Here is a 25,601-nt window from a genome sequence, read left to right on the forward strand (position 1 = left end):
TCCACTATTCGGACTATTCTAATATACTCACCTTCTTTAGAGTACAAAAAAACCGCTCCCTTTAAAAGGGAGCGGCTCCGATATTACATTGAAGGATATAATTCAAATTTGCTCGTTAATGATTCAACGCGCTGTTTTGCTTCTTCAAGTTTAGCTTCGTCTTCATTATTTTTCAAAACAAGTCCGATGATTGAAGCTATTTCATCCATGTCTTCCAACCCGAAGCCACGTGATGTCACTGCAGCAGTCCCAATACGAATACCACTTGTAACGAATGGTTTTTCCGGATCATAAGGAATCGCATTTTTGTTAACTGTAATACCGATTTCATCCAAAACATGTTCTGCGATTTTTCCTGTTAATCCTGTAGAGCGTACATCAAGAAGAATCAAGTGATTGTCCGTTCCATCAGAAACAAGGGTGAATCCTTCTTTCTTCAAACCTTCGCCCAAGCGTTTAGCATTATCGATGATTTGTTGTGCATACACTTTAAAATCATCTTGAAGCGCTTCGCCGAATGCAACAGCCTTAGCGGATATCACATGCATCAATGGCCCACCTTGAATACCAGGGAAGATGGATTTATCAATTTTCTTACCGAATTCTTCTTTACAGATGATCATTCCCCCGCGTGGTCCGCGAAGTGTTTTGTGAGTAGTTGTCGTTACAAAGTCTGCATATGGAATCGGGCTTTGATGCAATCCTGCTGCAACTAAACCTGCGATATGCGCCATATCGACCATTAAATAAGCTCCAACTTCATCTGCAATTTCACGGAATCGCTTGAAATCAATTTCACGTGGATATGCACTTGCACCAGCTACGATCAATTTCGGTTTGTGCTGACGCGCTTTTTCCAATACATCATTGTAATCAATACGGTTATCTTGTTCGTCTACACCATATTCAACAAAGTTGTAGTTAACACCACTGAAGTTAACTGGACTTCCATGTGTTAAGTGGCCGCCATGCGAAAGGTTCATCCCAAGCACTGTGTCGCCAGTTTGAAGTACTGTAAAGTAAACGGCCATATTAGCTTGAGCTCCAGAGTGAGGCTGTACGTTTACATACTCCCCGCCGAAAATTTCTTTTGCACGCTCACGTGCTAGATCTTCAACGATGTCAACATACTCACATCCGCCATAGTAACGTTTTCCAGGGTACCCTTCTGCATACTTATTAGTTAAGACCGACCCTTGCGCTTCCATAACAGCTTCACTTACGAAGTTCTCAGAAGCAATAAGCTCAATCTTACTTCTTTGACGCCCTAATTCCAGTTGAATAGCGTTAAACACTTGCTCATCTTGCTTTGCTAAACGATTCATTCCGTAATTCCTCCCAAATTGTGCGTGATTCGCTTTTTAGTATTTATGTGCAACATGCCTTCTAAAAGACATGAAAAAGCCTTACCAATAATTATTAGAAAATTCTACTCCATTTTAACATGTCTAATTTAGAAGTGATAGTCTAATTTTATCGAACATTAGATGTTTTTTCATTAAAAAATGTTCGTATTTAACAGTTAAATTAAGTTAAATAGCTCTTTTACCCTATATTCAATCAGCGAAAAAACCATTTTATTGGCACTAAAAATTTAAGGATTTTTTGTGAACATTATCTTAAGCTTTACACTTTCGCTTTCATTCTATACGAAAAACAGCATTCCCCACCCGAGAAATGCTGTCTAACTTTACCTATAAAGTACAACTCTTGTTTTCAATGAGGTCCTGATAAACGGCCCGTTCCCCGCCTATTAGTTTCGGGCGGGTTTTTGCCATGGTCACATGTGCATGTCCTATTTCTTTAATGGAAGATCGAACTGGAACCGCCACATGCTTTAAATGCATGCCAATGAAGGTATCCCCAATGTCTATCCCCGCTTCCGCTTTAATATGCTCAACGACGACAGCATCCTTCCATTGTTGATAAGCGAACGTTGCCATCGATCCCCCAGCTGTTCTTACCGGCACAACCGAAACTTCTTCATAATCGTTTCGCACTGCGGTTTCCCTTTTCAAAACCAGGGCCCTATTTAGATGCTCACAACATTGATATGCAACCTGAATACCCGTTTTTTCTTGAAAATCCCTCACTACGGAATAAACCATCCCCGCAACGTCGAGTGTCCCTTCCGTACCGATTCGTTTTCCGATCACTTCACTTGTACTGCAGCCGATTACCAGTAGCTGGTTTTCTTTTAAAGCTGCCTGTTCTTGAAACTCATGTAATAGTTTCCGAAACTGATTTTCCCATATCTCAAGCTCATTCGAAAATATAGCATCACTTGTCATGAAAACGCATCCTTTCAATAAGAAAACTTGCTATTGGAAGAAAAGAGTGGACTCTCTAAATTCTTTTCCAGAACCTTAACGATTAGCTGTGTTTACCTTCATACTCCGCTATCTTACCAATCCTGTTTTGATGACGTCCGCCTTCGAATTCCGAAGTCAGCCATGTTTGTGCAATTTCCCTGGCAAGACCCGGACCAATGACACGTTCCCCCATAGCTAACATATTGGTATCATTATGCTGACGGGTCAACTTTGCACTATACACATCATGAACCAATGCACAACGGATCCCTTTGACCTTATTAGCCGCAATGCTCATTCCAATTCCAGTACCACAGATTAAAATCCCCCGATCGAACTCACCCTTTGCAACTTTTTCTGCAACCGGCAATGCATAATCCGGATAATCCACTGACGTACTGCATTCACAGCCAAAGTCCTCAAATGGAATCTGTAATTCATTCATTAAATTCTTTATTTCTTCACGGATATGTATGCCACCATGATCCGAAGCAATCGCAACTTTCATCAAAAATCCTCCCCTTGCTTTTTTATTTGATTTTATTGTGTCACAAAATTATGAAAAGATAAAGGACGGCCAACCTTTTTCCTCCCGTAAAGAAGCAGGAAACCAACTAAGGTTTCCTGCTGAAAAATGTCAAGTGTTAAAGCGTGTAATGGTCCCGTTCAACTTTTCCGCTTGCACTTTAAGGTCCATCGCCGATTTTTTGACGTTTTCCATGACTATTGCTTGTTCGCTCGTCGTAGCTGTTACTTCTTCCGCTCCAGCAGATGTTTCTTCTGCAATGGCAGCCACCTCTTGGGACTGCCTAGATGTTGCTTCTACACTTTCCATTTGACGGTCAACAAGCTCAGTAATATCTTTTACTGCAACGACCACATTATGTACCGTTTTTGTCATTCCTTCTATGGCTATATCCGTATTTGTCCCTTTTTGGGCTTCTTCATTTGCCGATATGACCTGATCGCCGATTTGTTTCACAACTGCCTGGACCTCAACTTGAATATTTTGAACCAGGTTCGAAATGCCCTGAACAGCTTTTGCACTCTGATCAGCTAACAACCGGACTTCTTCGGCTACAACTGCGAACCCTTTTCCATGTTCTCCTGCCCGTGCAGCTTCAATGGAAGCATTCAATGCCAGCAGGTTCGTCTGTGCCGCAATCTCGCCGACAAGTTCGATGATTTGCTCCACCTTTTTTGCATTTTCCTCTAAACGATTGACTGTTTTCAGCGACTTTTGATTTTCTTTAGCCAATTGTTTAATGCCATGAACCAAGGAATTGACTACCGCTTTGCTCTGAACAAGTTCTGTAGCCATATCACTGGATAGTCCAACGGATTCCTGTGCTTTGCTTTGAACCTTTTTGGCAATCATGACGACATCATCAATGGATTCAGCAGTATTCATGATGGAAGCGGCAGATGTATCCGCCCCTTTTGAGATTTCCTCTATGGTTCTTGCTATATTATCTGCCTGTTCGGATGCTTTTGAAGATTCTTGAGAGATATGGAGGACCTTTTTGTTGGTCTCACGGAAATTCTCTTCAATATTCCGAACCATGTCCTTAAGGTTAGAAAGCATATGATTGAAAGCAGTGCCTAATGAACGGATTTCATCATCCGTCTTCGATAACACCACTTCTTCGTTTATACTTCCATCAGCAGCACTTAATACGGCTTTTTCTAGTCTTTTTAGTGGTTTAGTAATAAGACCAGAAGCAAAAAACGAAAGAATCCCCGACCACAATATGCCTAATAAAAGCGTCCCTACACTAAAACTTAGCGAACTCGTTTTTTCAAAAAACATTGGATGGATCACGAAAATAAAAAATGCCGAGGTTGAATAGGTGATCAGAGCAAGGACTGTAGTGAAGATAACCAATTTTTTTCGCAAGCCAAACTTATAATGTGTTCTTTCCTCCATACCGCTCACCCCTGTAGACTGTTTACTCTTTCAGCCTTATGACTAATTCTTCTATTAATTCCTGCAGCTCCCTGAAGGTTTCCCGATAGATGCCTTCAGAACCGCCAAACGGATCTATTATGTCTCTATCATATTTATCGTCAATAACGAATTCTTTTAAAGTAAAAGTCTTATCGATCATCTTAGGATATGTACGGATAATGACCGCTTTATGCCCTTCCGTCATGGTGAAAATATGAGTCGCCCACTCCATTTCCTTCTCGGATAAAGGCGTTGAATGATGATTATGCACTATGTCATTCTCAACCAATACATTTTTAGCATGCATGGAAGCATCCTGGCCCACTGAAGCATAAACACCAGCGGACTTCACTTCAACACCTGCAATATGCTTATTTTTTAATATCGCTTCTGCCATGGGGCTTCTGCATGTGTTACCTGTACATACAAATAATACTCGGATCATATTAACGCCTCCTTTTTATTCATTATAAGCTATCGCCCGTTCTATATAGGCAAAAAAATAAACACTCTCTTTATGTCATGAGAAAAATAAAAACCGTCCCGATAATCGGAACAGTTGAGGAAGGAAAGGTATGAGGTCAAGTGGATTTAAAAAGAGAACAATAATTTTAATCCAAACGCACACAGGATGCTTCCGCCAAGAATCTCACTATAAACTCCGAGCACCCCCTGTATTTTTCTACCCAGTAATAGCCCTCCCCACGTTAACAGAGTGGCAGCCAACCCAAAACAAAGAATGGTTATAATCGTTTTCGCACCGTAAATCCCCAGGGTTAATCCTACTGAGAAGCTATCCAGGCTTACCCCTAAAGCAAAAATGAATAAGCCTTTCCCGACAGGAGCCAGCATCTTAATTCCCCTGGCATCAGCTTCACCCTTTTTACCCGGGATGAACATCTGTATACCAAGAATGATCAACAAGAGACCTCCGGCGTATGTAGCAAAGGTCCCGAATTTTTCTGAAATGAAACGACCTGCCCCCATACCAAGCAAGGGCATCCAAATATGAAAAACACCTACTATCAGCCCTATAAAAAATACTTGCCTCAACCTTAGCTTAAACATTCCCATTCCTAGGCCGACGGAAAAGGCATCCATTCCCAACGCGAATGCCATGAGCAATAAGGTGATGATTTCCCCAGCAAATGTATTCATTCCAATCCTCCCTCGGACGTGCCTATTACATGTTATGCATGTCCTAAAAGAAATAGAAGAATAATTCAGTCCTTGTTACACATGTTCCTCGATGATTTGATGACCTGCCGCCTTCTCAAGCCGGTTCATGACAGCAGCCCCGATACCGCAGTCAGGAAACATTTCACTGAAAATGATATCGACCTCCAGCTCATCAAATTGTCGTAAAGTATCATATAAGCCTGTCGCAACTGTATGTAAATCCGATAAAGAACCTGGGGCAACCACATAATCCGCATTATAATCCTGTTGATGTTCTAAAGCCGTTATGATGCCTACCTTTAACCCGTCATTTCTTTTTTCATTCACAAGCCTCTGAAGGAAAGATTGATTACCCTTGACTAAAAATAGAGGGGCTTTTGGAGCATAGTGGGTATATTTCATGCCCGGAGCTTTTGGCGCCGTTTCCTGATTCTTCAAAGCGACATCTTGCCTAACTTCTCCTATTACCGCTTCCAACTGTTCCAAGGTCACCCCACCAGGCCTTAAAATAACAGGGACTTCCACAGTGCAATCCAGTACTGTGGATTCTACGCCCACACCCGTAGTACCGCCATCGACAATGCCTGCAATCCGGCCCATCAAGTCATCTTCAACATGTTTGGCTGAGGTGGGGCTTGGTTTTCCTGAAGTATTTGCACTTGGAGCCGCAATGGGCAAATCACTCGCACGAATAAGACTGAGGGCAACCTGATGATCTGGCATCCTGACAGCCACCGTGTCCAATCCAGCTGTCACAAGGGTTGATAGCTGGCCCGGTTTTCGTTTCATGATCAAAGTCAAAGGACCCGGCCAAAATTCCGCCATTAGCTTCCGTGCCTTTACCGGAATCTCTTCTACAATACCTGACAACTGGTCATCTGAGGCTATATGAACGATTAAAGGATTATCACTCGGACGCCCTTTTGCTTCAAACACTTTTTTGACCGCCTCGTCACTTTTGGCATTCGCGCCCAGTCCATAAACGGTCTCTGTAGGAAAGGCAACCACTTGATTAGCCATTAATAATTCAGCTGATTGTGTAATCTGGGGATAACTTTGTAAATTATCCACATTTTTATCCACTGACCAAACTTTCGTTTTCATTTTTAACACCATCGCCTTTTAACATTTCTTATTTTATATGATTGCTTTTATATGAACGATATTTTCAACATATCTTACTAATTTTACTTAAAAGATACTTTGAAAGTATAAAAGAAGTATACACATAATTCAAGTGTTATCCACAAATTGGGGATAACTATATCGAATCCGTGGATAAGTTTGTGGATATTAAAGATTAATGACAGACTTTTTTGATTTTTTGTTAATAACCCTGTGGATATGTTTTTTAAATTATCTGATCTTAAAAAAGCTCATTGAAGATTTCTGCAAATAAGGACTTCACTTCTACCTCAGGCTCCTTTTCACCTTCATATAATTGTTGACCCTGTTCATTGGATGCCGCAAGCTGCTTCTCTTTGTTTTCCTTAACATTCCCATCAATGACTTCCTCCGTTACTTCCTCGTTCCCCTTTACTTCTGTCACTTCTCCTTCTACCTCTGGCTCGATAACCTTTACCGTTTCTTCCGGTACTTCCTCTTTTACACTTTCATCTTTTACCTTTTCTTCAACTTCTTCCTCTTGAACAGGTTCTTTCGCTTCATTCGTTGCAGCATAAGCCTTCCCTCCCGAAGTTACGGATTCTTTCTCTTCATCCTCGACAATCGGACTTTGACTTACAGCCGTCCCATTTGAAAAATCCAAGAAACATAATGGAGGAAATAACACACACCACCAATTAGCCCCTTCCCCTTCACCCAGTGTAATGATCACAGCTTCATAATCCCCTGCCGGATATAAATACTGCCCGTAAAGTTTTGTTGGAAATTCCGCTTGTCCAAAATCTACTTTTACTGACTGTTCCAAACCATGTTCCTTTATAACCGCCTCAGCCGTGGCCTGGATATCCGGTAGATGTGAGGTGATCACATCCCTCGCGTCATCCAAAGAAGTAAGCTCCTCGACCCACTTTGTGATATCTTTATTTACCTCGTCCCTAATCAGCCGCTTAACCGATTGATCCTCTTCTGTATCACTATTAGCAAGTATCCGCAGACGAATCGCCTCATCCGGGATCACCATCGTTTCCTCTGCACCGACCATTTCCGCTTTAGGCATATATATACTTACGATCGTTCCTATAGTTAAGATTAATAGATAAATAATGGCTAAATGTTTAGTTTTCATCGCCTTCGCCCCCTCACATGAATTAGTCTCACCATTTTCCAGCTATCTTAAACTAGTAAAAATCAAAAAAGTTGATAGTTGGAAATATAGATTCCAATTGGATAGTGAGGGGGGAGATTATAAAAAAACCGCCTCTAAGTAGAGACGGATCCAGACTGTAGACCAACTCGATATTTTATTGATTTTTTTGCACACTGTTTTTTGAGGGTTTGCACTATTAGAACGTTGATTGGAACGCAGGGCACTCGCTTTCCGTCCCAAAGAAGAGACGAATTATTTTAATACGGCAAAGACCATTCTATCTTTTTCGTTAATGTCATTTACAATGGATACTTCTGCGGCGGGAAAGGTTCGCTTCAATAAATCGGCAACCGCCTGACCCTGTCCAGTACCCACTTCAAAACCGATCAGTCCAGGCACCTTCATGATTAGAGGTAACTGTTCCATAAAACGGCGGTAAAAATCCAGCCCGTCGACACCAGCAAATAATGCACGATGTGGTTCATGGCCTGTTACGACTACAGACATGGATTTTTGATCATCATTTGGTATATATGGCGGATTCGATAAAAGGATGTCCACCTTCTGGTTCGTGTTAATGAAAGGCTGAAGCAAATCACCCTGCATGAACTGCACTTCGGCACCAAGTGATTCGGCATTTTCCCTCGCTACTTCAAGTGAAGGATCTGCTATGTCCGTGGCCATCACCAACAAGCTTGTTTTTTCAAGTTTCATCGTAATGGCGATAGCACCGCTGCCCGTCCCAATATCCGCTAATCGGAGCTTCTGTCCCTCCATAAAAATGGCCGGGAGTTTACGTAATGTATAATAAATCAATTCTTCTGTTTCAGGTCTCGGTATCAGCACTTCCTCATTTACAAAGAAGGTCCGTCCATAAAATTCTTCACTGCCTATTATATATTGGATGGGTGTTCCATCAGCGTGAAGCTCAATAGCTGCCTTAAATTGTCCAAAATCATCTTCACTAAGCTCATCATGAAGGTTGGCTAGTAGCTGGGAGCGAGTTTGTTTTAATAAATGCTGTAACAGGATTTCCCCTGCATTGGCGTCACGATCATTTTCCTTTAAAAAAGAAGAAGCCCACTTAAGGGCTTCAAACACTTTCAGGCCAGAATTATTCATCTGCATTTTCCAGCCTTGAAGATTGGTCTTCCATGATTAAAGCATCCACGACATCATCCAGTTTACCTTCCATGATTTGATCCAGCTTTTGAATCGTTAAACCAATGCGGTGGTCAGTAACGCGGTTTTGCGGGAAGTTATACGTGCGAATCCTTTCGGAACGATCGCCCGTACCAACAGCAAGCTTCCTATTTTGATCATATTCCGCCTGCACTTCGCGATGGATTTTATCATACACCCTGGCACGCAAAACCTTCATCGCTTTTTCTTTGTTCTTGATTTGTGATTTTTCATCTTGACAGGATACGACCGTATTAGTCGGAATATGAGTCAATCGCACCGCTGACATGGTCGTATTGACACTTTGCCCTCCAGGACCGCTTGATGCAAAGGTATCGACACGAACATCCTTATCATGGATCTCGACTTCCACTTCCTCAGCTTCGGGTAAAACGGCAACCGTTGCTGTAGATGTATGAATCCGTCCACCTGATTCAGTTTCAGGCACTCGCTGAACCCGATGGGCTCCATTTTCGAATTTCAATTTTGAATAAGCGCCATTGCCATTAATCATGAATATGATTTCCTTGTAGCCTCCAAGCCCGGTAGGACTTGCTTCAATGACTTCAGTCCGCCAACCCTGCACCTCTGCAAAACGGCTATACATTCGGTATAAGCTACCTGCAAATAAAGCCGCTTCATCTCCGCCTGCCGCTCCGCGGATCTCCATGATTACGTTCTTATCATCGTTAGGGTCTTTCGGAATGAGCAATATTTTCAGTTTATCCTCAAGGCCTTGTATGGTCTCTTCGAGTTCATTGATCTCTTCTTTTACCATTTCACGCATATCCGCATCAAGTTTGTCCTCCAGCATAGCCTTAGCTTCCTGAAGTTGCTCACGAACCGCTTTATATTCTTTATAAGTCGATGCGGTCTCTTGAATACTGGATTGCTCCTTAGAATATTCCCTTAGCTTCTTATTGTCATTAATGATCTCCGGGTCACTTAATAGTTCATTCAATCTTTCATATCTATCTTCTACTGCTTGCAATCGATCAAACAAATTATTCACCTCATAATTTTCCAAAACATCTGAAACGAATTGGAAGTAATCCATCTTTTCTAACTATAAATAAGTAGTTCAGTGCCCCAGCTCAGTTCACTTCTAGGTTAATTATAGTATAGGTGAATAATCAACGTCAAAGAGGATTCAAAATTGTGGTTATTTCTTTAACTTAACATCTATTTTATATTGGGGCACAACCCTGGTTATCATGTCTTGAATTCGCCGCTTTTCCTTATTTCTTTTCTCTTCCGTCTTGATTTCGCCTTTATCATGGACCGTAACATGTATGGTATTGCCATTTAACCACACGTTGCCCGCTTCATAATTAGTTTTCGACTTAACGACCTCTCGGATTTTATCAATTTCCTGCCCCATGGAAGGGGAATTATTCGATGTTTGATGCGGAGTGTTTAGGACTTGATCCGATGGCCGTTCCGTTTCATTGTCCCAATCATTATTAGACATACGTTTTAAACCTTTGCCAACAAAATCTTTTCCATCCCGGGATTGATCGCCATATTCCGAATCATTATTTATTGCATTGTCATTTTGACCGCATGCTGTTAGTGCAGCAAGAAAAAAGGCCATCATAAAAACCAGTATTGATTTCATATTTTTTCCCTCCATTTTGACTAGCTAAACAAGGACATTTCCTAAGTTAGCCTTCCCAAAATGGGGCAATATTTATCTTTTATTTCCCTTCCATGTATTGGTCTTACCACCTGAATGCCTTTAGAAAGTTTTTTCAACATGGCTTATCCGCTTTCAGAATAAACTCAATTTCTTAACCATTTCTTCATAAAAAAGCACCCTAAGATCTCAATCGATCCTAGGGCACCATCATTCAAATATGTTCTTTAATCCCGACAGCCTGCTTACCTGGAACTTCGTGATGATGGCGGCAGCGGGGCTCGTATGATTCAGATGCACCCACAAGGATGATCGGCTCATCATAGGAGGCCGGCGCCCCATCTATCAATCGCTGTGTCCTGCTCGCAGGTGAACCGCACACTTCACACACAGCCTGCAGCTTAGTCACTGATTCTGCTAGCGACAATAGAACAGGCATAGGACCGAATGGTTCACCTCTGAAGTCTTGATCGAGTCCAGCCATAATTACTCGATAACCGCTGTCCGCAAGATGCTGGGCAACCCCGATAATTTCATGATCAAAAAATTGCACTTCATCTATAGCAATGATATCCAGGGGCTTGTCCAAATGCTTAAAAATATCAGTTGAATGGGCAATCGGTTTTGCCATCACAGAAGAGCCATTGTGCGATACGACAGCCTCTTCCGCATAGCGATTATCTATAGCCGGTTTAAATACAGCTATTTGCTCTTTAGCAAATTGAGCACGGCTGACTCGTTTAATCAATTCCTCAGATTTACCTGAAAACATGCTTCCGCAAATAAGCTCAATCCAGCCTGTTTGTTTCATTACATACATGGAAACAGCTACTCCCTTCCACCTGTCGATCCCTTAGCCATAATTGAAGTGGACCCGGCTTTATAAAAATTCTTACCTGTTTACAGAAAATAAAAAACAGGCAAGAAAAATACTTGCCTGTTTTTTAAAAAGTCCGGCTTATTTAATACCGTATTTTTTGTTGAAACGATCAACACGTCCGCCAGCTTCAGCGAATTTTTGACGACCAGTATAGAATGGGTGGCACTCTGAACAAGTCTCAACTTTGATCTCTTCTTTAACTGAACCAGTTTCAAAAGTGTTTCCGCAAGAGCAAGATACTTTTGAAAGTTTATAATTTGGATGAATTCCAGTTTTCATTCTTTTCAGCTCCTTCTGCCCTGAATCATTCGAAACAGAGTTATATACTTCAAGGTGAGGGAAAAGCACCCTCACATTTATTGTAAAAACACATGAACCCATTATAGCAACTTAAGACTAGTTGTGCAACAGTTTGTTTCTTTCACTGTTTAAGAACGTTTAACGCTCGCTGGTCCCTTTTTCATTTCTGACATCTCTTCATCCAACTTACTGAAAAACTCTTCATTACCTTTTGTCTGTTTTAGACGGCGAAGGAATTTCTCTGAGAAATCAGGTGAATCTGACATCGTTTTCCTAATAGCCCATAATTTATCCAGGCGATCTTTCGGAATTAACAATTCTTCTTTACGAGTGCCTGAGCGACGGATATCGATTGCCGGGAAGATACGTCTTTCGGCAAGGGCACGATCTAAATGCAGTTCCATATTACCCGTACCTTTAAATTCCTCATAAATGACATCGTCCATTCTCGAACCCGTGTCTACCAATGCCGTAGCAAGGATCGTCAAGCTGCCGCCTTCCTCGATATTCCTCGCCGCACCGAAAAAGCGTTTTGGACGATGGAATGCAGCAGGGTCAATCCCTCCGGATAGTGTACGCCCGCTCGGCGGAATGACAAGGTTATAAGCACGGGCAAGCCGGGTAATGCTATCCATTAAAATGATGACATCCCGTTTATGCTCCACAAGGCGCATAGCTCTTTCCAACACTAGCTCTGCCACCTTTATATGGTTTTCAGGCACTTCATCGAACGTTGAACTCACCACGTCTCCAGCAACGGAGCGTTCAATGTCCGTCACTTCTTCCGGGCGTTCATCGATCAATAGTACAATCAATTCCGATTCAGGATGGTTCGTGGTTATCGCATTGGCAATTTCTTTGATAAGCATCGTTTTACCAGCTTTTGGCGGTGCGACAATCAGACCACGCTGTCCAAAACCTACCGGTGCCAAGACATCCATAATTCTAGTTGATAAGTTCTTCGGTGTCGTTTCCAGTTTAATTTGTCTGTTTGGATACAGCGGTGTTAAGCCTGGAAAATGTACACGCTCCTTAGCCGATTCCGGATTATCGCCATTGACGGCTTCAACATGCAGCAATCCATAATAGCGCTCGTTTTCTTTTGGAGGTCTTACCTTACCGGACACTTTATCTCCATTTCGCAAATCGAATCTGCGGATCTGTGAAGCAGAAATATAAATATCCTCCGAGCTTGGAGAATAATTAATTGGACGCAAGAAACCGAAGCCCTCGGAAGGGATGATCTCTAAAACACCCTCCATGAATAGGAGACCATCCTGCTCAGCTTGTGCTTTCAGGATAGCGAAAATAAGTTCCTTTTTTGAAAGTTTGCTGTAATAGGAAACTTTATATTCACGCGCGTGCTCATAGAGATCCTTTAGTTTCATGTTTTCTAAATTAGAAATAGTTAAATTCATTATGACACCACACTTTTATTAATTAAACGTTTTCACCCATACTGAAAAAGAAATGGTTTGTTAGATGGAAGAAAAACCGCAATCCATGTACCCGACCAGAGTTTTCTTAGAAAGGATGATACATTTTTACATGTAAAGAAGAAAATTATTTGAAGGCTTCTTGAAGTTTGGAGTGAAAGGGCAGATTTTATATATAAATCAATTAATAGTAAACCAAGCTTTATTTTACTTTTTTTATTTTAATTATTCAACTTAAATTTTTTAAAAGAGAAAGCGAGCGATGAACCCGCTCGCTTTTTAGCTGTGATCTTTTCTAAAAAACGTTCTTAGTCAATCAGACCATTCGGTTTAATTTTAAGACTGTGACGTCCATCAATGAAACGAACGGTTCCAGATTTAGCACGCATGACTACGGATTGTGTTTCGCCGTAATTTCCTTTAAATTGTACACCTCGTAAAAGCTCTCCATCAGTCACACCTGTTGCAGCAAAAATTGCGTCATCTCCGCGAACAAGGTCTTCCATTCTGAGGACTCTTCCTAATTCAAGGCCCATTTTTACACAGCGTTCCACTTCTTCATCACTTTGAGGAATAAGTTTACCTTGAATTTCTCCTCCGAGGCATTTCAAGGCAACAGCTGCAATAACTCCCTCTGGAGCTCCGCCAGATCCGAATAAGATGTCAACACCGGTAAGATCGAAGGCCGTATTGATGGCACCTGCTACATCTCCATCGTTGATCAACTTGATACGTGCCCCTGCCTCACGAAGTTCGTGAATGATCTTCGAATGACGATCACGGTTCAAAACTGTTGCGACTACGTCTTGGATATCTTTATTTTTTGCCTTGGCTACAGCTTTCAGGTTGTCCAACACAGAAGCATTGATATCAATCTGACCAACAGCCTCGGGACCAACGGCTATTTTATCCATATACATATCCGGGGCATGAAGCAAGTTCCCCTTATCTGCTATCGCCAATACAGCCAATGCATTCCAGCCGCCAGATGCAACGATGTTCGTTCCTTCCAAAGGATCAACTGCAACATCCACTAGTGGCCCAAGACCAGTACCAAGCTTTTCACCAATATAAAGCATTGGCGCTTCATCCATTTCCCCTTCACCGATTACAACCGTCCCTTGCATGGGTATTGTATTGAAAACATCCCTCATTGCAGTTGTTGCTGCATCATCTGCTTCGTCTTTCATTCCTCTTCCCATCCAACGAGCAGAATTTAGTGCCGCCGCCTCTGTTACGCGGACAAGCTCCATCGATAAACTTCTTTCCATTTCCGGTTCCCCCTCATGTACACTAGCATGATTTATTTATATATTAGTATAACACATTATATCATATATAGTAACACAATGGGGTAACAAGAAAAGGGATCAGCTTTTAAGCTGCTCCACCTCTTCTTGCGTCATTTCTTCACGCCAAATCGTTGCTCCCAAACCTGAAAGTTTTTCAACCAGATGGCTATATCCGCGATCTATATGTTCAAGCCCGGTCACTTCGGTAATCCCTTCAGCCATTAAACCGGCAATTACCAGAGCTGCTCCGGCACGTAAATCGCTTGCCTTCACTTTTGCTCCATGAAGCTGGACAGGACCATCAATGATGCCTGCTCTGCCCTCGACTTTGATCTTCGCATTCATGCGTCGCAGTTCATCAATATGCTTAAATCGTGCCCCGTATATCGTATCGGTCACCATGCTAGAACCGCTTGCTTTTGTTAAGAGTGAAGTGAAGGGCTGCTGAAGATCTGTTGGAAATCCGGGATAAACCAGCGTCTTGATATCAACGGACTTATATTTATCTCCTGGTGAGACAAAAATCTGATCATCACCGGCTTCAATATTAATTCCCATTTCCCTCATTTTGGCAGTCAATGACTCCAAATGCTGGGGGATGACATTATCGATCAAGATTCCTTCACCGACCGCAGCGGCTAAAATCATGAAAGTCCCGGCTTCAATCCGATCTGGTATGATCGTATGTTTGCACCCATGTAAACTCTCCACACCATCAATACGAATGATATCGGTTCCGGCACCCTTGATTTTCGCTCCCATGTTGGTCAACAATGTGGCAACATCGATGATTTCCGGTTCTTTCGCAGCATTTTCAATCACTGTGCGGCCTTTGGCCAAAACAGCGGCAAGCATAATATTGATCGTTGCCCCTACACTGACGACGTCCAAATAAATGCGTGCCCCCCGTAGCTCGTCCGCCCTAAGGTAAATGGCTCCTTGTTCATTCGTCACTTGTGCGCCTAGCGCTTCAAACCCCTTTATATGCTGATCTATTGGGCGAGGACCTAAATGGCAGCCTCCAGGCAAGCCAATCACTGCCTTTTTGAATTTACCAAGCATCGCCCCCATTAAATAATAGGAGGCTCGTAACTTCTTAACTCTTCCATTGGGAAGAGGCATTGAAATCATTCTGCTGGGATTCACTGTCATTTCCCCATCATCAAAGGAAACCTCACCGCCAATTTCCTCCATTAACTCTTTCAGCATCTGTACATCCGAGATATCAGGCAGGCCTTCAATCGTTACAGGAGAGTCCGCCAAAATTGTTGCAGGGATAAGGGCAACCGCACTATTTTTTGCTCCGCTGACACGAATGCTTCCCTTTAAAGGATAGCCACCGGCAATTTTAAGTTTTTCCATAATAAACTCCCTTCCACGCTAAGCACTTAGATGCTACTTCCAAAAAGTAATATTTTACCACAAGAAAATTGCATAATCCGACAACATTCACTATCTGTTCCTTAGTTTACACAAAATTATAAAATTCATGTAAAAAAAGCTAAAAATTTCTAATTTATGTTAATTTTATTTAAAACGGTGCAATCTATAGCGACTTAGCGGCAAGGCATTATGCTTCAGTACGAGAATTCCAATCCTTCAAGAAAGCTTCAATCCCTTTGTCCGTTAATGGGTGGTGGAATAGTTGAATTAAAACTTTATAAGGGATCGTTGCAATATGTGCCCCTTTAAGAGCCGCTTCAGTAATATGCATCGGGTGGCGGATAGAAGCTGCAATGATCTCAGCATTGATATCATGGATCGCAAATATGTCAGCAATATCCGAAATTAAATCCAAACCATTTTGGCCAATGTCATCCAAGCGTCCTAAAAATGGCGATACATAAGTTGCCCCAGCCCTAGCTGCCAATAATGCTTGGTTGGCACTGAAAATAAGGGTGACATTTGTTTTGACACCTTGTTTTGTAAGAGCTGCAACAGCCTTCAAACCGTCTGGAGTCATTGGTACCTTAATCGTGATATTAGGTGCAATTGCAACTAATTCCTTGGCTTCAGCCATCATTCCTTCAAAATCAAGCGCAATGACTTCTGCAGAAACGGATTCCTTAACAAGGCTTGTGATTTCTTTTAACCGTTCATGGAAAGAAACTCCCTTTTCTCTTGCAACAAGGGACGGGTTAGTCGTAACACCTGCTAAAACGCCAAGTTCGTGTGCTTGCTTTATTTCTTCCATGTTTGCTGTATCAATAAAGAATTTCATAAAATATCCTCCGTATGTAATCAATTTTTTTATCTGAATTCTAATTGTTCAAAAAATAGAGCTCGGATTCCAGTCTGCATCTAAAAGAAACCATTAGGGGGGTGCCCCCCCAAATGGAATTATCATCTATTTCATCTTACATTTAAGGGATGAAACCCACATTGCTTTTGTTATTTATGCTTTACCGTTTGAACCGAATTCACGCATTTTGCCGATGACAGTTTCTTTAATCGCTTCACGGCCAGGTACCATGTATTTACGTGGATCGTATACTTCAGCATCGTTATTCAGAATTTCACGAACGGCTTTTGTGAACACAATTTGATTTTCCGTATTCACATTGATTTTTGATGTTCCAAGAGAAATCGCTTTTTGGATATCTTTCGTAGGAATGCCTGTACCACCATGAAGAACAAGAGGTTTGTTTGTTAAATCCCGTACTTCTTCCATTTCTTTGTAGCCTAGGTTAGGTTCACCTTTGTATGGACCGTGAACGGATCCCAACGCTGGAGCAAAACAATCGACATTCGTTTCTTTAACTAACTGTTCACATTCTTGAGGATCTGCATATACGACTCCATCAGCGATCACATCATCTTCTTGTCCGCCAACTGTGCCCACTTCCGCTTCAACAGAAACATTACGTGCGTGAGCGAATTCGACAACCTTCTTGGTTGTTTCGATATTCTCTTCAATCGGGTGGTGCGAAGCATCGATCATTACTGAAGTGAATCCAGCTTCGATAGCCTCTTTACATTTATCAAAACTTGAACCATGGTCAAGGTGAATGGCCACAGGAACAGTGATTTTCATGTCTTCCAACAATCCTTGAACCATCATGACAGTCGTTTTAAAACCACCCATATGACGGGCAGCCCCTTCGGAAACACCAAGGATGACTGGAGATTTTTCTTGTTCTGCAGCAGCTAAAATGGCTTGAGTCCATTCCAAGTTATTGATATTGAATTGACCTACTGCATATTTTTCTTCAAGAGCTTTATTCAGCATATTTTTCATAGAAACTAAAGGCATTTGATTTCCTCCTACTAGTGAATGTAATTATTTTAAAGTTAATTCTTTCTAGATATTCCCTAAAACCAAAGTAGCATACGCTTATAAATCAGAATATCTCGCTTCTTTTAGCATATCAATACATCAAAAAAACAGCAACAAATACACTATATCGTGCTTCAAATTTTATTCCAAAAAAAACAACGGCCCATCTTAAAAAAGATAGCCGCGGCAATTCTTTAGTCAAAAATATTAAATTTTCAAGACCATTAACTTGACTGTATCGGTAAATATTCACGAACGGCTTTTCTAATATCATCAATATCAAACGGCTTTGCAAAGTGGGTCATTGCACCTAAATCCTTTGCTTCTTGAATCATATCGAGTTCACCATATGCGGTCATGATTATGACCCGGATGTCCGGATCGACCACTTTCATCCTCTTCAATATCTCAATGCCATCCATTCCGGGAATCTTCATATCCAGTAATACAAGATCTGGTGAATGATTATTTAGCACTTCCAGGGCCTGAATGCCATTTGCGGCTTGAAATGTTTCATACCCTTCTTTATGTAAAACCTCGTTCAATAAAATACGAATCCCAAATTGATCATCAACTATTAATATTTTCCCTGACATTTAATCACCTCTCCCTTACCCGATTTATTTAATTAAATGTATTAGCCTTGTCGGCCATTACATAGGTTGCGTCAAATTACTTGTAGTCCAACGCATTTATTCCCCATTCATGATTTCTATGTTCATATTCGATAATTGTAACAAAATTCCTGCTCTATGGCTAAAAGGATTTTCATTTTTTTTGTTTTTTCGACCGATTTAGTTAATTCAGCCCTTTGGATCAGAAGCCCAGAAGCCTGTCAATGCAAGGGAAAGTCCTTTATAATGAAGATATAATTTTTTAAAGGAGTCCCTAATCATGTTAAAAATTTTCTCGACACAGATAAGCGGTTTATTTAAAAAAATGATTGAAAATGAAGCCTTTGAAATGGAGGATGCCGGCCGCCTGCTGGCTCAGGCGGCGATTGGGGATGGCTCAGTGTTCATTCACGGATTTGGTGAAATGCAGGGCGTCACGTCGGAGGCTTTGGATGGGGCAGAACCTTTTCCTAAGGCAAAAAGATTTGAATTGGGAGAAACTATGTCCAGGGAAGATCGATTTCTTATATTCACTCGCCATTCAGATGATTTTGAAGCATTGATGCTGGCAAAACAACTAAAGGAAAATGATATACCATTTGTTGCAGTTTCTACATCCGTTCCTTCTAAAGAGGAGTCCCTTCTAGAGTTGGCAGACGTACATATAGACTTACGTATGCAACGAGGGTTGATCCCCGATGAAACTGGAAATCGATATGGGTACCCTACCCTCATTGCCGCTCTTTTCGCTTATTATGGGATTAAATTCACTCTTGAAGAAATCATAAAAGAATATGAAGATGAAGAATGATAAATTATCTTAAACAAAAAAAACAGCCACATGGGCTGTTTTTTTATTTTTTAAAGTTTTTTGCTGCTCTTTAAAGACATACCGACAAAGTCACGGAATAGCGGCTGTGGACGGTTAGGGCGTGACGTGAATTCCGGATGGAATTGGGAAGCCACAAACCAAGGATGATCTTTCAATTCAACGATTTCAACCAGACGGCCATCTGGGCTTGTACCGGAGAAGACAAATCCTGCCTCTTCCATAGCCTGACGGTAGTGGTTATTAAACTCATAACGGTGGCGGTGACGTTCATAAACAACCTCATCATTATATGCTTCGTATGCTTTAGTTCCTTCGATAAGCTTACATGGATACAGACCAAGACGCAGTGTTCCGCCCAAATCTTCTACATCCTTTTGCTCAGGAAGAAGATCGATGATTGGATCTGGAGTATCTTCCTTAATTTCAGCTGAATGCGCTTCTGGCAATCCTAGGACGTTGCGTGCATATTCAATGGATGCCAACTGCATGCCTAAACAGATTCCGAAGAACGGTGTTTTTGTCGTACGGGCAAACTCGGTCGCTGCAATTTTCCCTTCGATTCCGCGATCTCCAAAGCCACCAGGGACAAGGATTCCATCTGCATCTTTAAGAAGTTCAGCAACATTTTCTTTTGTTACATCTTCAGAATTCACCCAGTCGATTTCAACATCTGCATCAAATGCGTAACCTGCATGCTTAAGTGCTTCCACAACAGAAAGATAAGCATCTTGCAATTCAACATATTTTCCGACTAGAGCGATTTTCGTTTTCTTTGATAAAGAAGTTACCTTTTTGACAAGTTCCTTCCAATCTTCCATATCCGCTTCGCCACAGTCCAACTTCAAGTGATCACAAACGATTTGGTCCATATTTTGTGCTTGAAGCGCAAGAGGGATGGAGTAAAGTGTATCCGCATCAAGACATTCGATGACAGAATTTTTATCGATATCGCAGAATAAAGCGATTTTATCCTTCATATCTTGTGAAATTGGGCTTTCTGTACGTGCAACGATGATATTCGGCTGAATGCCAAGACTGCGTAATTCTTTTACACTATGCTGTGTCGGTTTTGTTTTCATTTCACCAGCAGCTTTGATGTAAGGGACCAGTGTACAGTGGATATACATAACATTATTGATCCCGATATCACTTTTAATTTGGCGAATCGCTTCAAGGAACGGAAGAGACTCAATATCCCCTACAGTACCACCAATTTCAGTAATGACTATATCGGCATTCGTTTCATTACCTGAACGGAAAACCCGTTCTTTAATTTCATTCGTGATATGGGGAATGACTTGAACTGTTCCACCTAAATAATCACCACGGCGTTCTTTTCTCAGGACGGTTGAATAAATTTTACCTGTAGTCACATTGCTGTGTTTACCAAGGTTGATATCAATAAAACGCTCATAATGCCCAAGATCCAAATCCGTTTCAGCACCATCATCTGTTACAAACACGTCACCATGTTGATATGGACTCATCGTACCAGGATCCAAGTTAATATAAGGGTCAAACTTCTGGATCGTAACATTCAATCCCCTATTTTTTAAAAGTCTACCTAAAGAAGCTGCAGTTATCCCTTTTCCTAAGGAAGAAACTACTCCACCTGTCACAAAAATATATTTTGTCATCTTATATCCTCCTATAGATTGTTTTCTTCGAATGCCGTTCTTCACATCATTTAATCTGAACCTGCATCAAATCTTCCGCCACACAGGCGGTTAAAGCTATAACCATAAAATCTGTACAAACCATTAATCACTTAAAGGTTTTTAGTGAGAGTCATGCAGGATACATGAACAAGAATAAATTTCCTTAAATGACAGTTAACATAAATATGTTCTCTATAGTTTTTACAATTCTAAGAGAAATCATTTTTAAAAATAAAAAAATGATGTCATTTATTCATTCCATCATTAAAAACAAAAACGCTCCGCTTACAATAAAAGTAAGGGAGCGATATAATTTAATCATTGTGTCCTTTTTTAAGGAGCCCAAAAATGATTCTACAAATTTCGCCTCAAAAAGTCAAGGGCGATTATTTATTTGTCATTCTCTTCTTTCAACTCTTCTTCGTCTTCGTCTTCATCTTCGTCCTCATCATCTTCCAGGACAAATGCTTCATCTTCAATTATTTCTTCTTCCAGATCGTCATCATCATCCACGTCATCATCCAAAAGCACTTCGTCAATAACTGGAGAACCTAGAATATCATCATCGTCGTCATCTTCATCCTCATCCAGATCATCGACATCTTCTTCAAAGTCAAGATCTTCGTCTTCAAGTTCATCGAAATCGTCGAGAACGACAGCAGCCTTTTTAGCTTTCTTTTTCTTTTTAGGTTTTACAACATGCACGACTTCTTCTTCGATTTGGTCAACTGGATACCATGTTTTCAATCCCCAGCGGTTGTCCCCAAGTGAAGTGAAGCGGCCATCCACATTTAAATCCGTATAGAATTGTGCAATTTTCTTTGCCACTTGCGCTTTAGATAAATGGTGCAGCGAAGCTAATTCGCTTATTAAGTCTTTAAATGGAATCGGTTCATTTCTTTCCACCAACAAATCATATGCCATCTCTATTAAGGACATTTCCAATAATTGCTCTTTTGAGTGTTCTTTTAAACTCAAATTCCGCACTTCCCTTCTCTATTCAAACACTGAATTCCGTGTTTTTTCACATAAAAAAATAATCTAAAACAGTATTTCGATAAAATAACGACAATTCCTGCTAGACATATACTCCATTATAAACAATCTAAATGGGTTTATGCTAGTTCTATCTGATACTTTCACAGATTTACCTAAATGTCTATCTTTCACCGGAACCCTTAAGCAGAAAAAATCATGCACTTTCTTTTTTCGATTTCTGACGAAAGGCTGCCGTAAAAAATACAACAGTCAGGATAAAAAAAGAGATGGCACCCAATTGATGCTCATACAATTCAATTAAAATAACGATGGCAAGAATGTAACCTATGATTTTCCCAATCATTTTCAGGTTCATTTTCTCAACTCCAATAGGGCTGATTCTTCATTTATGCCCCTTTTCCAAATAATTATAAGGTAAAATCTTCATTTTGTTAAAAAAGACGGAAATTATTTAAAAAAGGGGCCCCTAAAAATCGGTGCCCCCCCTTCTTGCTCTACATATTTCTTCGATACTGACCGCCTACATCATATAGCGCCCTGGTTATCTGGCCAAGACTGGCCACTCTCACACAGTTCATCAGTTCAGCAAAGATATTTTCCCCATTCATGGCTGCCAATTTCAGTTTAGTTAGCGCCTCATCCGTGAACTCCTTATTTCTTTCCTGGAATGCCCGGAGATTTATGATTTGCCCTTCCTTTTCTTCCTTTGTTGCACGGGCAATTTCCATGCTGTTCACAGCTTCCTCGGAAGGAGGATTGGGGTTCAAATACGTATTGACCCCAATGATCGGCAATTCACCCGTATGCTTTTTCATTTCGTAATGCATGGATTCATCCTGGATTTTCCCGCGTTGATACTGTGTCTCCATAGCACCCAACACCCCGCCTCGATCATTGATCCGATCGAACTCTTGCAGTACAGCTTCTTCAACCAGATCCGTCAATTCCTCTACGATAAAGGCACCTTGCATCGGGTTTTCATTTTTTGAGAGCCCATGCTCCTTTGTAATGATCATTTGTATGGCCATTGCCCGTCGTACGGATTCTTCAGTAGGCGTCGTGATGGCTTCATCGTACGCATTAGTATGCAGCGAGTTACAGTTGTCCTGTAGTGCCATTAAAGCCTGTAGTGTCGTTCTAATATCATTAAAATCAATTTCTTGCGCATGAAGGGAGCGCCCTGAAGTCTGTATGTGGTATTTCAGCTTCTGGCTACGGTCATTCGCACCATATTTATCCCGCATGACTGTCGCCCAAATCCTTCTTGCCACCCTCCCGATAACCGTATATTCCGGGTCGAGCCCATTTGAGAAGAAGAATGACAAATTCGGGGCAAAGTCATCAATATTCATTCCGCGACTTAAATAATATTCGATGTAAGTAAAGCCATTCGCTAATGTAAAAGCCAGCTGTGAAATGGGATTGGCACCCGCTTCAGCAATGTGATAGCCAGAAATGGAGACAGAGTAGTAGTTCCTGACTTTCCGATCAATGAAATATGCTTGGATATCTCCCATTAACCTTAAGGCAAATTCCGTAGAGAAGATGCAAGTATTCTGGCCTTGGTCCTCCTTCAGAATATCCGCTTGAACGGTTCCGCGTACCGTTTGAAGAGTATAAGCCTGCACTTCTTCTGCTTCGGCATCCGTAAGGGGGCGGCCTAGCTCTTCTTCTTTCCGTTGAATCTGCTGATCGACTGCCGTATTCATATACATGGCCAAAATGATCGGTGCCGGTCCATTGATGGTCATGGATACAGAGGTTGAGGGGTGGCAAAGGTCAAAGCCTGCATAAAGCTTTTTCATGTCATCCAACGTACAGATACTGACTCCGCTTTCCCCTACCTTTCCATAGATATCAGGCCGATGATCAGGATCCTCGCCATATAAAGTTACAGAATCGAAAGCCGTACTTAGCCGTTTAGCATTATCATCCTTTGACAAATAATGAAAACGCCTGTTGGTCCGGTCGGGCGATCCTTCACCGGCAAACTGCCGCTTCGGGTCTTCCCCTTCACGCTTGAATGGAAAGACTCCCGCTGTGTAAGGAAAGAAGCCGGGAACATTCTCACGGAATACCCATCCTAAGATTTCTCCATAATCAACATATTTAGGCAAGGATACTCTCGGAATCATTAAACCTGATAAACTTTTAGTTTTCAGCTTTGTGACGATTTCCTTATCCCTGACTCTCGTTACAAACTGCTCCCCTGCATACTTTTCTTTTAAATCCATCCATCCAGAAAGGATTTTTTTAGATTCAGGTGATAAATTTGAAGCAGTTTCCTTTTTCAAATTCTCTAAAGAAGCCAGAATGCCTTCGTTACTATCATTTTCCTTAACTGCTTCAATAGCTCCTTCAAGCTGGAAAAGCCTGCGGGCAATACGTACTTGTTCAGCGGCGCGTTTATGATACGATCTGACCGTATCACTGATTTCACGTAAATAATAACGGCGATCGGTTGGAATGATGACATTTTGCTTATAGACATCCGCTTCTTTCGAAAAGGCAGTAATCCAACCCGTCCCTGATTTTTCATTAAGCTTTTCAATCAGTGCTGCGAATAATGCATTTGTTCCTGGGTCATTGAATTGGGAAGCTATTGTACCGTATACCGGCATTTCCGATGGATCTTGATCAAAAAGCGTACGGCTTCTTTGATATTGTTTTTGAACTTGGTTTTTTGCATCCTCGGAGCCTTTACGCTCATATTTATTAATGACTATCAAGTCTGCGTAATCAATCATATCGATTTTTTCGAGTTGTGAAGGCGCACCGAATTCACTCGTCATTACATACATGGATACATCGCATATTTCGGCAATTTCTGCATCTCCCTGACCAATTCCGCTCGTTTCAACGATGATTAGGTCGAATCCAGCTGCCTTCACGACTGAAATGGCATCTTTTATCGCCAAAGACAACTCACTTTTTGAATGACGCGTGGCTAAGCTCCTCATATAAACTCGCTCTGAAAAAATCGCATTCATTCTAATCCTGTCACCTAACAGGGCACCGCCTGTTTTTTGTTTGGTCGGGTCGACAGATAGAATGGCGACTTTCTCGTCTGGAATTTCGTTAATGAACCTCCGTATCAATTCATCAGTCAACGAACTTTTCCCAGCGCCGCCAGTCCCTGTAATCCCAAGAACAGGAACCTTCTTTTCGGAAGTCTTGATCTGCTCAAAAAGACTCTCCACCGCTGCCGCAGATTCCTTTGAAGCGTCGAGTCTATTTTCAGCAAAGGTAATAAATTGGGCAATGGCATTTGTTCCCCCTGCAATCAATTCATCAAAGCGTTCCTGTAAAGATGGTTTGACAGTCGAGAAATCACACTCCTCCATCAATACATTTATCATGCCTTGAAGCCCATATTCCCGCCCTTCATCAGGAGAAAAGATGCGGGCAATCCCATAATCATGGAGTTCTTTAATTTCCTTCGGGATGATGACACCGCCACCTCCGGCAAAAATCCGAATGTGCTCGGCTCCCTTTTCTTTCAGAAGGTCATACATATATTTAAAATATTCCACATGACCGCCTTGGTAAGATGACATGGCTATTCCCTGAACATCTTCCTGGATGGCAGCATTCACGATCTCCTCCACCGAACGATTATGTCCTAAGTGAATTACTTCCGCCCCGCTGGACTGAAGGATTCTCCTCATTATATTGATAGATGCATCATGTCCATCAAATAAACTCGAAGCTGTAACGAATCTGATATGGTTCTTCGGTTTATACACCTCAACTGTACTCATTTAGCTCCTCCTTATTGAAACGT

General features: G+C 41.5%; 24 protein-coding genes. 1 reads left to right on the top strand and 23 read right to left on the bottom strand.

Annotation, left to right across the window (positions count from 1 at the left end; all coding sequences use genetic code 11):
- Window positions 1–83: 83 nt before the first annotated feature.
- The 19 genes from N9I19_RS12230 to N9I19_RS12320 all read right to left on the bottom strand — a co-directional run bounded on the left by N9I19_RS12230 (window position 84) and on the right by N9I19_RS12320 (window position 18,310).
- Entirely contained in the window at window positions 84–1,325 is a 1,242-nt protein-coding gene (locus N9I19_RS12230) for a serine hydroxymethyltransferase (protein ID WP_089362024.1), read from the bottom strand.
- A 369-nt stretch (window positions 1,326–1,694) separates the two neighbouring features.
- Window positions 1,695–2,291, bottom strand: coding sequence for a TIGR01440 family protein (locus N9I19_RS12235; RefSeq protein ID WP_089362025.1), 597 nt, complete (start codon window positions 2,289–2,291; stop codon window positions 1,695–1,697).
- 82 nt (window positions 2,292–2,373) lie between these two features.
- On the bottom strand, window positions 2,374–2,820 hold the full coding sequence (gene rpiB, locus N9I19_RS12240) for a ribose 5-phosphate isomerase B (protein WP_061465717.1): 447 nt from the start codon (window positions 2,818–2,820) through the stop codon (window positions 2,374–2,376).
- 129 nt (window positions 2,821–2,949) lie between these two features.
- Complete coding sequence (locus N9I19_RS12245) at window positions 2,950–4,239, bottom strand: methyl-accepting chemotaxis protein (protein ID WP_317777933.1); 1,290 nt, start codon at window positions 4,237–4,239, stop codon at window positions 2,950–2,952.
- 22 nt (window positions 4,240–4,261) lie between these two features.
- Complete coding sequence (locus N9I19_RS12250) at window positions 4,262–4,705, bottom strand: low molecular weight protein arginine phosphatase (RefSeq protein WP_317777934.1); 444 nt, start codon at window positions 4,703–4,705, stop codon at window positions 4,262–4,264.
- Window positions 4,706–4,851: 146 nt separating this feature from the next.
- Window positions 4,852–5,418 (bottom strand): manganese efflux pump MntP, encoded by a 567-nt coding sequence (locus tag N9I19_RS12255; RefSeq protein WP_317777935.1) that lies wholly within the window; start codon window positions 5,416–5,418, stop codon window positions 4,852–4,854.
- Between the two features lie 75 nt (window positions 5,419–5,493).
- The gene (locus tag N9I19_RS12260) at window positions 5,494–6,543 is read right to left on the bottom strand and encodes an L-threonylcarbamoyladenylate synthase (protein ID WP_317777936.1); all 1,050 of its coding nucleotides are present in this window, start codon (window positions 6,541–6,543) and stop codon (window positions 5,494–5,496) included.
- Window positions 6,544–6,805: 262 nt separating this feature from the next.
- On the bottom strand, window positions 6,806–7,690 hold the full coding sequence (gene spoIIR, locus N9I19_RS12265) for a stage II sporulation protein R (protein WP_317777937.1): 885 nt from the start codon (window positions 7,688–7,690) through the stop codon (window positions 6,806–6,808).
- Window positions 7,691–7,963: 273 nt separating this feature from the next.
- Window positions 7,964–8,833: a peptide chain release factor N(5)-glutamine methyltransferase gene (gene prmC, locus N9I19_RS12270; RefSeq protein ID WP_284149547.1), complete on the bottom strand. Its 870-nt coding sequence runs from the start codon at window positions 8,831–8,833 to the stop codon at window positions 7,964–7,966.
- On the bottom strand, window positions 8,826–9,896 hold the full coding sequence (gene prfA / locus N9I19_RS12275; RefSeq protein ID WP_061465726.1) for a peptide chain release factor 1: 1,071 nt from the start codon (window positions 9,894–9,896) through the stop codon (window positions 8,826–8,828). Before prfA ends, prmC begins: the two co-directional genes overlap by 8 nt.
- A gap of 159 nt (window positions 9,897–10,055) precedes the next feature.
- Window positions 10,056–10,511, bottom strand: coding sequence for a hypothetical protein (locus N9I19_RS12280; RefSeq protein WP_317777938.1), 456 nt, complete (start codon window positions 10,509–10,511; stop codon window positions 10,056–10,058).
- 232 nt (window positions 10,512–10,743) lie between these two features.
- Window positions 10,744–11,349 carry a thymidine kinase gene (locus N9I19_RS12285; RefSeq protein ID WP_061465730.1) on the bottom strand — a complete coding sequence of 202 codons (606 nt, stop codon included), beginning with the start codon at window positions 11,347–11,349 and terminating at the stop codon, window positions 10,744–10,746.
- A 138-nt stretch (window positions 11,350–11,487) separates the two neighbouring features.
- Entirely contained in the window at window positions 11,488–11,688 is a 201-nt protein-coding gene (gene rpmE / locus N9I19_RS12290; RefSeq protein WP_053348458.1) for a 50S ribosomal protein L31, read from the bottom strand.
- Between the two features lie 149 nt (window positions 11,689–11,837).
- On the bottom strand, window positions 11,838–13,127 hold the full coding sequence (gene rho / locus N9I19_RS12295) for a transcription termination factor Rho (RefSeq protein WP_034315849.1): 1,290 nt from the start codon (window positions 13,125–13,127) through the stop codon (window positions 11,838–11,840).
- Between the two features lie 326 nt (window positions 13,128–13,453).
- The gene (gene glpX / locus N9I19_RS12300) at window positions 13,454–14,416 is read right to left on the bottom strand and encodes a class II fructose-bisphosphatase (protein WP_284469187.1); all 963 of its coding nucleotides are present in this window, start codon (window positions 14,414–14,416) and stop codon (window positions 13,454–13,456) included.
- 99 nt (window positions 14,417–14,515) lie between these two features.
- Window positions 14,516–15,799 carry a UDP-N-acetylglucosamine 1-carboxyvinyltransferase gene (locus tag N9I19_RS12305; protein ID WP_061465734.1) on the bottom strand — a complete coding sequence of 428 codons (1,284 nt, stop codon included), beginning with the start codon at window positions 15,797–15,799 and terminating at the stop codon, window positions 14,516–14,518.
- Between the two features lie 208 nt (window positions 15,800–16,007).
- Entirely contained in the window at window positions 16,008–16,658 is a 651-nt protein-coding gene (gene fsa / locus N9I19_RS12310) for a fructose-6-phosphate aldolase (protein WP_061465736.1), read from the bottom strand.
- Between the two features lie 174 nt (window positions 16,659–16,832).
- Window positions 16,833–17,690, bottom strand: a complete 858-nt coding sequence (locus N9I19_RS12315) for a class II fructose-bisphosphate aldolase (protein WP_061465738.1) — start codon at window positions 17,688–17,690, stop codon at window positions 16,833–16,835.
- 248 nt (window positions 17,691–17,938) lie between these two features.
- A complete protein-coding gene (locus N9I19_RS12320; RefSeq protein WP_061465740.1) occupies window positions 17,939–18,310 on the bottom strand; it encodes a response regulator in 372 nt (123 codons plus the stop codon).
- Window positions 18,311–18,608: 298 nt separating this feature from the next.
- On the opposite strand from N9I19_RS12320, the gene N9I19_RS12325 reads away from it, so the two are divergent.
- Window positions 18,609–19,139 (top strand): DUF2529 domain-containing protein, encoded by a 531-nt coding sequence (locus N9I19_RS12325; RefSeq protein WP_061465742.1) that lies wholly within the window; start codon window positions 18,609–18,611, stop codon window positions 19,137–19,139.
- 50 nt (window positions 19,140–19,189) lie between these two features.
- On the opposite strand, the gene pyrG is transcribed toward N9I19_RS12325, so the two are convergent.
- From pyrG to icmF, 4 genes are all read right to left on the bottom strand, one after another.
- Window positions 19,190–20,797, bottom strand: coding sequence for a CTP synthase (gene pyrG, locus N9I19_RS12330; protein ID WP_317777940.1), 1,608 nt, complete (start codon window positions 20,795–20,797; stop codon window positions 19,190–19,192).
- Window positions 20,798–21,208: 411 nt separating this feature from the next.
- Window positions 21,209–21,805, bottom strand: coding sequence for a DNA-directed RNA polymerase subunit delta (gene rpoE, locus N9I19_RS12335; protein ID WP_317777941.1), 597 nt, complete (start codon window positions 21,803–21,805; stop codon window positions 21,209–21,211).
- A gap of 205 nt (window positions 21,806–22,010) precedes the next feature.
- The gene (locus N9I19_RS12340; protein ID WP_284469183.1) at window positions 22,011–22,172 is read right to left on the bottom strand and encodes a hypothetical protein; all 162 of its coding nucleotides are present in this window, start codon (window positions 22,170–22,172) and stop codon (window positions 22,011–22,013) included.
- A 139-nt stretch (window positions 22,173–22,311) separates the two neighbouring features.
- The gene (gene icmF / locus N9I19_RS12345) at window positions 22,312–25,578 is read right to left on the bottom strand and encodes a fused isobutyryl-CoA mutase/GTPase IcmF (protein WP_317777942.1); all 3,267 of its coding nucleotides are present in this window, start codon (window positions 25,576–25,578) and stop codon (window positions 22,312–22,314) included.
- Window positions 25,579–25,601 lie beyond the last annotated feature (23 nt).

This window comes from Peribacillus sp. CSMR9 (genome assembly GCF_033141925.1).
GTDB classification, from domain to species: domain Bacteria; phylum Bacillota; class Bacilli; order Bacillales; family DSM-1321; genus Peribacillus; species Peribacillus simplex_A.

Bases quoted from the DNA above. Each gene is read 5' to 3' on its own strand.
- N9I19_RS12230 (WP_089362024.1), bottom strand. From the start codon at position 1,325: ATGAATCGTTTAGCAAAGCAAGATGAGCAAGTGTTTAACGCTATTCAA.
- N9I19_RS12235 (WP_089362025.1), bottom strand. From the start codon at position 2,291: ATGACAAGTGATGCTATATTTTCGAATGAGCTTGAGATATGGGAAAAT.
- rpiB (WP_061465717.1), bottom strand. From the start codon at position 2,820: ATGAAAGTTGCGATTGCTTCGGATCATGGTGGCATACATATCCGTGAA.
- N9I19_RS12245 (WP_317777933.1), bottom strand. From the start codon at position 4,239: ATGGAGGAAAGAACACATTATAAGTTTGGCTTGCGAAAAAAATTGGTT.
- N9I19_RS12250 (WP_317777934.1), bottom strand. From the start codon at position 4,705: ATGATCCGAGTATTATTTGTATGTACAGGTAACACATGCAGAAGCCCC.
- N9I19_RS12255 (WP_317777935.1), bottom strand. From the start codon at position 5,418: ATGAATACATTTGCTGGGGAAATCATCACCTTATTGCTCATGGCATTC.
- N9I19_RS12260 (WP_317777936.1), bottom strand. From the start codon at position 6,543: ATGAAAACGAAAGTTTGGTCAGTGGATAAAAATGTGGATAATTTACAA.
- spoIIR (WP_317777937.1), bottom strand. From the start codon at position 7,690: ATGAAAACTAAACATTTAGCCATTATTTATCTATTAATCTTAACTATA.
- prmC (WP_284149547.1), bottom strand. From the start codon at position 8,833: ATGAATAATTCTGGCCTGAAAGTGTTTGAAGCCCTTAAGTGGGCTTCT.
- N9I19_RS12280 (WP_317777938.1), bottom strand. From the start codon at position 10,511: ATGAAATCAATACTGGTTTTTATGATGGCCTTTTTTCTTGCTGCACTA.
- N9I19_RS12285 (WP_061465730.1), bottom strand. From the start codon at position 11,349: ATGTATGTAATGAAACAAACAGGCTGGATTGAGCTTATTTGCGGAAGC.
- rpmE (WP_053348458.1), bottom strand. From the start codon at position 11,688: ATGAAAACTGGAATTCATCCAAATTATAAACTTTCAAAAGTATCTTGC.
- rho (WP_034315849.1), bottom strand. From the start codon at position 13,127: ATGAATTTAACTATTTCTAATTTAGAAAACATGAAACTAAAGGATCTC.
- glpX (WP_284469187.1), bottom strand. From the start codon at position 14,416: ATGGAAAGAAGTTTATCGATGGAGCTTGTCCGCGTAACAGAGGCGGCG.
- N9I19_RS12305 (WP_061465734.1), bottom strand. From the start codon at position 15,799: ATGGAAAAACTTAAAATTGCCGGTGGCTATCCTTTAAAGGGAAGCATT.
- fsa (WP_061465736.1), bottom strand. From the start codon at position 16,658: ATGAAATTCTTTATTGATACAGCAAACATGGAAGAAATAAAGCAAGCA.
- N9I19_RS12315 (WP_061465738.1), bottom strand. From the start codon at position 17,690: ATGCCTTTAGTTTCTATGAAAAATATGCTGAATAAAGCTCTTGAAGAA.
- N9I19_RS12320 (WP_061465740.1), bottom strand. From the start codon at position 18,310: ATGTCAGGGAAAATATTAATAGTTGATGATCAATTTGGGATTCGTATT.
- N9I19_RS12325 (WP_061465742.1), top strand. From the start codon at position 18,609: ATGTTAAAAATTTTCTCGACACAGATAAGCGGTTTATTTAAAAAAATG.
- pyrG (WP_317777940.1), bottom strand. From the start codon at position 20,797: ATGACAAAATATATTTTTGTGACAGGTGGAGTAGTTTCTTCCTTAGGA.
- N9I19_RS12340 (WP_284469183.1), bottom strand. From the start codon at position 22,172: ATGAACCTGAAAATGATTGGGAAAATCATAGGTTACATTCTTGCCATC.
- icmF (WP_317777942.1), bottom strand. From the start codon at position 25,578: ATGAGTACAGTTGAGGTGTATAAACCGAAGAACCATATCAGATTCGTT.